This is a genomic window from Microcella sp., assembly GCF_033763155.1.
Lineage (GTDB): Bacteria > Actinomycetota > Actinomycetes > Actinomycetales > Microbacteriaceae > Microcella.
The window spans coordinates 1-9,278 of the sequence record NZ_JANRKZ010000191.1; the positions used below are offsets into that span (position 1 = coordinate 1).

At 64.1% G+C, this 9,278-nt stretch carries 8 protein-coding genes; 3 read left to right on the forward strand and 5 right to left on the reverse strand.

Annotated elements, in window-relative coordinates; translation table 11 throughout:
* Window positions 1-373: 30S ribosomal protein S4 (gene rpsD, locus SFU54_RS08000; RefSeq protein ID WP_319015755.1), on the reverse strand; the 373-nt coding region annotated here is incomplete at its 3' end.
* Window positions 374-536: 163 nt separating this feature from the next.
* Window positions 537-1,916 (reverse strand): replication-associated recombination protein A, encoded by a 1,380-nt coding sequence (locus tag SFU54_RS08005; RefSeq protein ID WP_319015756.1) that lies wholly within the window; start codon window positions 1,914-1,916, stop codon window positions 537-539.
* A gap of 119 nt (window positions 1,917-2,035) precedes the next feature.
* On the opposite strand from SFU54_RS08005, the gene SFU54_RS08010 reads away from it, so the two are divergent.
* The 3 genes from SFU54_RS08010 (at window position 2,036) to SFU54_RS08020 (ending at window position 4,824) form a co-directional block, all read left to right on the forward strand.
* Window positions 2,036-2,806 carry a peptidylprolyl isomerase gene (locus SFU54_RS08010; RefSeq protein WP_319015757.1) on the forward strand — a complete coding sequence of 257 codons (771 nt, stop codon included), beginning with the start codon at window positions 2,036-2,038 and terminating at the stop codon, window positions 2,804-2,806.
* 112 nt (window positions 2,807-2,918) lie between these two features.
* Entirely contained in the window at window positions 2,919-4,151 is a 1,233-nt protein-coding gene (locus SFU54_RS08015; protein WP_319015758.1) for a DUF349 domain-containing protein, read from the forward strand.
* 64 nt (window positions 4,152-4,215) lie between these two features.
* Complete coding sequence (locus SFU54_RS08020; RefSeq protein WP_319015759.1) at window positions 4,216-4,824, forward strand: hypothetical protein; 609 nt, start codon at window positions 4,216-4,218, stop codon at window positions 4,822-4,824.
* Here the strand turns inward: SFU54_RS08020 and SFU54_RS08025 are convergent.
* From SFU54_RS08025 to secD, 3 genes are all read right to left on the reverse strand, one after another.
* The gene (locus tag SFU54_RS08025; RefSeq protein ID WP_319015760.1) at window positions 4,803-7,058 is read right to left on the reverse strand and encodes a bifunctional (p)ppGpp synthetase/guanosine-3',5'-bis(diphosphate) 3'-pyrophosphohydrolase; all 2,256 of its coding nucleotides are present in this window, start codon (window positions 7,056-7,058) and stop codon (window positions 4,803-4,805) included. The genes SFU54_RS08020 and SFU54_RS08025 overlap by 22 nt on opposite strands.
* Before the next feature lie 75 nt (window positions 7,059-7,133).
* Window positions 7,134-8,144, reverse strand: coding sequence for a protein translocase subunit SecF (secF, locus tag SFU54_RS08030; protein ID WP_319015761.1), 1,011 nt, complete (start codon window positions 8,142-8,144; stop codon window positions 7,134-7,136).
* Window positions 8,141-9,278, reverse strand: a 1,138-nt coding sequence (secD, locus tag SFU54_RS08035) for a protein translocase subunit SecD (protein WP_319015762.1), incomplete at its 5' end; no start/stop codon positions are given. The genes secD and secF, both read right to left, overlap by 4 nt.

The window sequence follows — 9,278 nt, forward strand, 5'->3', positions numbered from 1 at the left end:
CGACGAGGATGTGGCGGTGCACCACCAGCTGACGGGCCTGCGCGGTGGTGCGGGCGAACCCCGCGCGCAAGACGAGAGCGTCGAGACGCATCTCGAGCAGCTCGACGAGGTTCTCACCCGTCAGGCCGGCCGAACGACGAGCCTCGTTGAACGCGATCTTGAGCTGAGCCTCGCGAATGCCGTACTGGGCACGAAGACGCTGCTTCTCGCGCAGACGAACGGCGTAGTCGCTGTCGGCCTTGCGCTTGGTGCGACCGTGCTCACCAGGAGCGTAGGGGCGCTTCTCGAGGTACTTGGCGGCCTTCGGGGTGAGGGCGATTCCGAGCGCGCGCGAGAGGCGGGTCTTGCTGCGAGTGCGTGACTTAGTAGACACGGTTTCCTTCCATGGGCGTGGCCGAGAATTTCAGCGGCTCACGGGCGTACACCGCTCCGTCCGGTCCGAACGCACGCCGAGGCGCTTCGGTGGATGCTACGAGGGAGGGTGTGCCCATATCTGACGGGCCGAGTAAGCCTACCAGAGGCTGTCGGCGCCCGGCTCACTCCTCTGTTGCGCCCACGGGGGGTTCACCCCGCGTGATGGCTCTGAGCTTCGCAAGCCGGGCCGAAACCTCGCGCTCATGACCGCGTTCGGTCGGTTGGTAGTACTCGGTGCCCACGAGAGGGTCGGGAAGATACTGCTGCTCGACAACCCCGACGGGCTCGTCGTGCGGGTAGACATAGCCCTTGCCGTGACCGAGTCGCTTCGCGCCGGGGTAATGCGCATCGCGCAACGGCTTCGGAACCCGACCCAACCGACCCGCGCGAACATCGGCGATTGCCGCATCGATACCGACGTAGGCGGCGTTCGACTTCGGCGCCGTCGCGAGATAGACGACAGCCTCCGCGAGCGGGATGCGCCCTTCTGGCATGCCAATCAACTGCACAGCCTGGGCGGCCGCGACGGCGATCGGCAATGCCTGGGGGTCGGCCATCCCGATGTCTTCGGCGGCCGAGATGATGACGCGTCGCGCAATGAACCGCGGGTCTTCTCCCGCCTCGATCATGCGAGCGAGATAGTGCAAGGCTGCGTCAGGGTCGCTCCCCCGAATCGACTTGATGAAGGCGCTGATGACGTCGTAGTGCTCGTCGCCTTGCCGGTCATATCGGAGTAGGGCACGGTCGACGGCCGCTGCCACAATCTCAGCCGTGATGACGGGATGCCCGTCTGCACCCTTTCCCTCCACGCCCACCCGCGCTTCCGCCGTGGCCGACTGCGCCGCAGCCTCGAGCGCCGTTAGTGCTCGCCGCGCATCGCCCGAGGCCAATCGCACGATGGCGTCTCGCGCCGCTGGATCGAGCACGACCGAACCCGCGAGCCCGCGCGCATCGCCCACGGCGCGGTCAACAAGAAGCCCCAGGTCGTCGTCGCTGAGCGTCTCGAGCGTGAGCAGAAGGCTGCGACTCAGCAAGGGCGCGATCACGGAGAACGACGGGTTCTCGGTGGTCGCGGCGATGAGAATCACCCACCCGTTCTCGACACCGGGAAGAAGTGCGTCTTGTTGGGCTTTCGTAAACCGATGAATCTCGTCGAGAAACAAGACCGTCGACGTGCCGTAGAGGTCACGATCAGCGAGGGCGCGCTCCATGACCTCGCGCACGTCTTTCACGCCCGCCGTGACGGCGGAGAGCTCGACAAATCGTCGACCACTCGATCGCGCGATCGCCTGCGCCAGGGTTGTCTTGCCCGTACCCGGAGGGCCCCACAAGATCACGGAGACAGCGCTCGGCGCTCGGCCGGCATCGTCGCTCGCAAGACTCACGAGAGGGGATCCGGCGCCCAACAGGTGCCGCTGACCCGCAACCTCATCGAGGCGCGTCGGCCGCATTCGCACCGCGAGAGGCACCGCGGACGAGCCGAGGCCCGGCTGAGCATCCATGCGCTCAGGCTACCCGCCAGCGCCGACCCGCTCCCGACGAGCACAGGCAACGATGCCTCGACTAGAGTTCACTGCGGCGCGGACCGCACACCTGCCATCCGCCGCCGAATGGAGGAGCAGTGGCAGCCGCATCGGCCAACAACCGTGAAGCGCAGGATCGTCTGCGTCGCTACCAGGCACGACAGACCGTGCACGAGACGAAGATTGCGCGTCGCAAGCGCGACAACCTCATTGCTGTGCTCGCGATCGTCGTGGTGGGCGCCCTCGCCGCCACCGCGCAGATCGTCTACTTCACGGTAGGCCCGGGCACGCCGGAGCCGGTTCCGAGCGCGAGCCCCACCCCGACGCCCTCTGCTGTTGCCGCTCCCGACCCCGCGCTCAGTGAGTCGCGCACGTGGACGGGCACGATGACGCTCAACGGCAATCTTGATCTGGCCTACGAACTTGACGGAGCCGCTGCACCGCAAGCCGTCGCGTCGTTTGTGGCCCTCGCGCAAGAAGGTTTCTTTGACAACCTTGCCTGCCACCGTCTCACGACGGCAGGAATCTTCGTGTTGCAGTGTGGAGACCCCAACGGTGACGGAACGGGTGGTCCGGAATACCGTTTCGGCCCCATCGAAAACGCCCCGCTCGACAACATCTATTCGACAGGTGTCATCGCCATGGCCCGTCAGAGTGGAAACGGCGAGAGCATGGGCAGCCAATTCTTCATCGTCTATGACGACTCGCCTATTCCCGCCGATGCCGCGGGTGGCTACACCGTCATGGGTCGCGTCACCAGTGGGTTGGATGCTCTCATCACCGACATCGTTTCGGCGGGCGTTGAGGGCGGCGGCACCGACGGCACTCCCGTTGCTCCTGCGGTTCTGACGGGCATCACGATCCAATAGCGATCCGCGTCGAGGGCAGGGCACCCTGACCCCCGTTGCCGACCGTGCACTACGCTGAAAAACCGTGCGGCGACAGCCGCGCCCGTGCGCACTCGATGAGGATAAAGCAGACGTGGTAGCCAACGAGAACACCCCCTGGGGCCGGGTCGATGAGACCGGCACGGTCTACGTCACCGACCGCGGCGTCGAGCGCGCCGTCGGCCAGTATCCCGACGGCACGCCCGACGAGGCACTCGCGTACTTCACGCGCAAGTTCGTCGAGCTCGAGGGCCAAGTGCGCCTGCTCGAGCAGCGGGCAAAGGCGGGCGCCCCCGCGGGTGACGTCGCCAAGACCGTCACTACCCTGACCGCGGCTCTCGAGAGCGCGGCAGCCGTGGGTGATCTGGAGTCGTTGCGCGCGCGCGTGGGCGCGCTCACGGCAACCGTCGAGAAGCTCACGGAAGAGCAAAAGGCCGAGGCCGCCGCTGCGACCGAAGCGGCGCTGGCCGAGCGCACGGCCATTGTCGAAGCTGCCGAAGCACTCGCGGCAAAAGACCCTCAGTCGGTGCAGTGGAAGCAAACGTCCACCGCGCTCGACGAGCTCTTCGCACGCTGGAAAGACCACCAGACGAACGGACCGCGCCTTCCGAAGAAGGCAGGCGATGATCTGTGGAAGCGATTCCGCGCTGCGCGCACCACGGTTGAAAACAACCGTCGCGCGTTCTTTGCCGGTCTCGACTCCGAGCACAAAGAGGTTCGCGCGCGCAAGCAAGAGCTCATCGACAAGGCCGTCGCCCTGGCGTCGCAGGGCACAGCAGCGATTCCGTCGTACCGTCGACTTCTCGACGAGTGGAAGCTCGCCGGCCGCGCTGGCAAGAAAATTGACGATGCTCTCTGGGCCCAGTTCAAGGCCGCGGGCGACGCACTGTATGCGGCGAAGGCCGAAGTCGACGCACGAGAGAACGAAGAATTTGCGGGCAATCTGGCCGTGAAGCTCGCGCTTCTCGACGAGGCTGCCCCCTTGCTCACTGCGACTGACCGCGTTCAGGCGCGTGCCACGCTGTCGAACATCCAACGCAAGTGGGATGCCGCCGGCAAGGTTCCGCGCGATCACGTCAAGTCGGTTGAAGACCGCATGCGCCAGATCGAACTCGCCGTCAAGAAACTCGAAGAAGAGCATTGGAATCGCTCTGACCCCGAGAAGAAGGCACGCTCGGAGGGCCTCGCGGCGCAACTGGAGCAGGCAATTGCTGGTCTGGAGGCCGACCTCGCCGCCGCAACCGCGGCGAAAGACGCCAAACGCATTGCTGAGCTGACTGAGGCTCTCGAGGCGCGCCGCGCCTGGCTCGGCGCAGTCGACCGCTAACGGCATTCTCCACAGATGCCCGTGGGCGACCACGGGATCAAGCGGCGCAGGGCACACTCCCCGCATGCCTCGATCAACACCCGTGTATCTGCCCGGTCATTTTCTCTCGGCCAGTGAACTGCAATGCGCGGTTTTCGATGGTGAACTCATCGCCCTCGGCGAAGGGTTTCTGCCCATCGACGCGCCCAACACCGCTTTCGCCCGCGCGGCGTCGCTCGCACCGGTGGTGCTCGACTCACGAGTGATCATTTCTGACCGCAGCGCGGCCTGGGTGTGGGGGTGGGCAGCCATGCCTCCCGCCGTCACGACCTGCGTCTCCATCGCGGCGCGAATCCCGTCTCCTGATCGTCGGAGGTTACGCGCACGTGAAGTCGTCATTGGCGCGCATGAGCAGCTCGCTCTCGGCGGGGTTGTCGTGACGACACCGCTCCGTACTCTTCTCGATCTGGCGCGTCACGACGCGGGCAGCGACCTCGCTACCCTGCTCGAGCGCGGCATACGACAGAGCGCGATCGGCGCACACCAATTCACCGCCGCGTTGACGGGACGAACCAACCTGTCGTTCGTTCGCCGGGCGCGTCGGCTATTGCTCGAAGCTTGCGGGCGGGCATCGTCATCATTGTCGACGGGCGATGCGGACGACGGGGCGACTCAGCCGTTGCTGACGCGATAGACGTCGTAGACGGCGTCGATTCTCCGCACAGCGTTGAGCACCCGATCAAGGTGAGTGACGTCGCCCATTTCGAACACAAAACGACTCAGCGCACGGCGATCTTTTGACGTGCTCACACTCGCCGACAAGATATTGACGTGGTGCTCTGAGAGCACACGGGTCACATCGCTCAAGAGTCCGCTGCGATCAAGCGCCTCCACTTGAATCTGCACGAGAAAGACGCTCTTCGCGGTGGGCGCCCACTCGACCTCGATCATGCGGTCGGGCTCGGTCAGCAACGACGACACGTTGCTGCAGTCTCCCCGGTGCACGCTCACACCTTGGCCGCGTGTGACGAACCCAACGATGGCGTCGCCGGGAACGGGGGTGCAGCACTTTGCGAGCTTCACCAAAATGTCTGGAGCGCCACGCACCAAGACACCCGAATCACTCGTTCGTACCGGAGTGCGACCACGGGTAGGAACACTGAAGGGCTCGTCGTCGCTCTCGGCCTCGACGTGCAACGCCGCGAGAATCTTCTCGATCACCGACTGCGTCGACACGTGCCCTTCGCCTACGGCGGCATAGAGCGATTCGACGGTCTCGTAGCGCAACTGCGAGGCCACGTGCGCCACGGAGTCTTGCGTCATGAGCCGTTGCAAGGGCAGGTTCTGCTTGCGCATCGCCCGAGCGATGGCGTCTTTGCCCTGCTCGATGGCTTCGTCTCGGCGTTCTTTCGTGAACCACTGGCGAATCTTCGACCGAGCCCGCGTGCTCGTCGTGAAGTTCAACCAGTCTTGGCTCGGACCAGCGTCGGGATTCTTCGAGGTGAAAACTTCGACCGAATCCCCGCTGTTCAGCACCGTCTCGAGCGGCACGAGACGACCATTGACCTTGGCGCCCATCGTGCGGTGCCCGACTTCCGTGTGCACGGCATAGGCAAAGTCGACGGGAGTCGCGCCGGCCGGCAGGCCAATGACCTTGCCCTGCGGAGTGAAGACGTAGACCTCTTTCGCGCCGATCTCGTAACGCAAGTTGTCGAGAAACTCGGTGGGGTCGCTGGTCTCCGCCTGCCAGTCCGAAATGTGCGCGAGCCACGCCATGTCGGTGTCAGATCGCTCCGCGACGGCCTCGCCGCGGCTCGAGCCCGCCATCCGCTCTTTGTACTTCCAGTGCGCGGCAACACCAAACTCGGCCCGTTGGTGCATTTCGTGGGTGCGGATCTGCAACTCTACCGGTCGACCGCCCGGGCCGAAGACCGTGGTGTGCAGAGACTGATAGAGGTTGAACTTCGGCGTCGCGATGTAGTCCTTGAAGCGACCCGGCATTGGGTTCCATCGAGCGTGCACCGCGCCCAGCACCGCATAACAGTCGCGAATCGAGTTGACGAGAATGCGCACCCCGGTGAGGTCATAAATCTCATCGAAGTCGCGGCCACGGTGCACCATCTTTTGGTAAATCGAGTAGTACTGCTTCGGGCGACCCTTGACGTCGGCCTTAATCTTTGAGGCGCGCAGATCTTCCTTGACGGCGTCGATCACCTGCTGCACGAACGCTTCACGCTCGGGCGTGCGGTTGCGCACGAGGCTCTCGATCTCCACATAGATTTTCGGCTGCAGCACCGCGAACGAGAGGTCTTCGATCTCCCATTTGATGGTCTGGATGCCCAGCCGATGGGCGAGCGGCGCATAGATGTCGAGCGTCTCTTGCGCCTTACGCTGCGCCGACGAGCTCTCGACGAACCCCCAGGTGCGGGCGTTGTGCAGTCGGTCGGCCAGCTTGACGATCAACACGCGGATGTCTTTCGACATGGCGACGATCATCTTGCGCACTGTTTCCGACTGCGCACTGTCGCCGTACTTCAGTTTGTCGAGCTTCGTGACGCCATCGACGAGCATCGCAATCTCGTCACCGAAGTCTCGCCGTAACTCGTCGAGGCTGTAATCGGTGTCTTCGACAGTGTCGTGCAACAGCGCTGCCGCGATCGTCTTGGTGCCGATACCAAGATCGGCCAAGATTTGTGCGACCGCCAAAGGGTGGGTGATGTAGGGCTCACCGCTCTTGCGGGTCTGACCCTCGTGCGCCCGTTCGGCAACGTGGTACGCGCGCTCAATGAGCGCGATGTCTGCCTTGGGATGCTGGGCGCGCACCGTCTTGATGAGCGCCTCGAGCGCGCCACCGGTTTGCGACCTCGAGAAGATTCTCGGCAAGAGAGCGCGCAGCGAGGCGCTGCTCTGTTGCGTGGTGTCGGTCATCGGCGCGCCCTCCGCGTCGATTCTACGGCGTGCGCATGGGCATCGCCCGACAGCGGGCTACGCCACACGATCGACTCAGCGCACCGCACCCGACTCAGTGCGCGCAACGCGCTGACGCGCACCCTGCTTCTTGAGCTCCGGCTCGTTTTCGCGCAAGTGCACGTAGAGCGGAGCGGCCAGGAAGATCGATGAGTACGTCGCGACAACCGTTCCGACTGCGAGCGCCAATGCGATGTCACGAAGAGTGCCCGCGCCCAGCAGCAGCGAACCGACGAACAAGATGGACGCCGTCGGCAGCACCGCCACGATTGAGGTGTTGATCGACCGCACTAGGGTTTGATTGACGGCAAGGTTGACCGATTGAGCGAAGGTGCGGCGCGACTCGACGCCGTCTTCGCTCGTGTTTTCACGAACCTTGTCGAACACCACGACGGTGTCGTACAGCGAGTAGCCGAGAATCGTCAAGAACCCGATGACAGCCGCCGGAGTGATCTCCAGCCCGAAGACGCCGTAAATGCCCGCCGTGATGATCAGGTCGTGAACTAGGGCGATGATCGCGGCGAGCGACATCTTCCAGGTACGGAAGTAGAGCGCGAGCACGAGGCTCGCCAGCAACAGGAACACCGCGAGTGCGATCAACGCCTGTCGGGTGATGTCGGCACCCCACGTCGCTCCGATGAACGATGAGCTCACGTCAGCGACATCAACACCATACGCCTCCGCGAGCGCGGCCCGAACGTCTTCGGTTTCGGCAGGCGTCAGCTGCTCGGTCTGAACCCGCACGGAGTCGCCGCCCACGATCGACACGCGGGGGTTAGCGCCCGGAACGACCGAGGCCACAGCCTCATCGGCAATCGCGGTTGCCGCCGCGGTTCCTTCGTCAACGACAGCTGTGCTTTGGACACGGAACTCAGAGCCGCCGCGGAACTCGATGCCGAACACGAATCCACCGCGCAACGCCGTGAAGCCGATGGCGAGCACGACCATCACGATCGCGATGATGTACCAGGTGGTGCGGCGGCCGACGAAGTCGAACGAGCGCGCACCCGTGTAGAGGTCGTTACCAATCTGCGTGAGCTTGCTCATTGCGCGTCCTTCCCTTCGCCGCCCTGTTGCGCAGCTTTGCGCTCGGCGATCGTCTGGCGACGCTGCGCCTCTTTGCTGCTGCTCGCGACCTTGGTGCTCGTGACTCCCACCGGGGTGCGGAACTGAGCGCGACCGCGATAGACCGCACCGAGTGCTTGCGGGTCGAGGCCGCTGAGCGGGTGACCGCTTCCGAAGAAGCGGGTGCGCGCGAGCAACTGCATGATCGGGTGCGTGAAGAGCGCGACCACAATGAGGTCGACGATCGTGGTGATACCCAGCGTGAACGCAAACCCGCGCACGTTGCCGACGGCGAGAATGAACAAGACCGCGGCCGCCAAGAAGTTGATGACGTCACTGATCAAGATCGTGCGCCACGCCCGCTTCCACCCCGCCTCAACGGCACCGTCAACGGTTCGTCCGTCGCGAAGTTCGTCACGAATGCGCTCGAAGTAGACGATGAACGAGTCAGCGATGACGCCAATCGAGATCACGAGACCGGCCACACCAGCGAGCGACAGACGGAAGCCCTGTTGATTCGACAGGTAGGTGATGATCAGGTAGGTGACGATACCCGCGACAACAAGGGAGGCGAGCACGACGCCGCCCAGCGCGCGGTACTGGAAGAAGGCATAAAGGCCGACCAGAATCAAGCCGATGATGCCAGCGATGATGCCACTCTGCAGCTGCGAGACACCGAGCGTCGCGCTGATGTTCTCGCTCGACTGAATCTCGAAGCCGATGGGCAGTGCGCCGAACTTGAGCTGGTCGGCAAGCGTCAGCGCACTTTCTTCCGTGAAGTTTCCGCTGATCTGCGGACGGCCATCCGTAATCGCGCTGATCGTTCGGGGCGCGCTGATCACGCTGCCATCGAGCACGATCGCGAACTGGTTTTGCGCGCCGCTCAGAGTGATGAGCCGTTCGGTCACCGTGCGGAACTGGGTTGTTCCCTCGGCGTCGAACTCGATGAAGACGCCCCACTCATTGGTGGTCACACCCGTCTGAGACGTCACCAGCCGTGCGTTCGCGTCGGCGATGCGCTCACCAGCGACCTCGACGGGCCCAAGAATGTACTTGATCGAGCCGTCTTGCTCACACGTCACGAGAGGCTCGTCAGACGGTGCAACATTGGCGCCG

Bases quoted from the DNA above. Each gene is read 5' to 3' on its own strand.
- SFU54_RS08005 (WP_319015756.1), bottom strand. From the start codon at position 1,916: ATGGATGCTCAGCCGGGCCTCGGCTCGTCCGCGGTGCCTCTCGCGGTG.
- SFU54_RS08020 (WP_319015759.1), top strand. From the start codon at position 4,216: ATGCCTCGATCAACACCCGTGTATCTGCCCGGTCATTTTCTCTCGGCC.
- SFU54_RS08025 (WP_319015760.1), bottom strand. From the start codon at position 7,058: ATGACCGACACCACGCAACAGAGCAGCGCCTCGCTGCGCGCTCTCTTG.
- secF (WP_319015761.1), bottom strand. From the start codon at position 8,144: ATGAGCAAGCTCACGCAGATTGGTAACGACCTCTACACGGGTGCGCGC.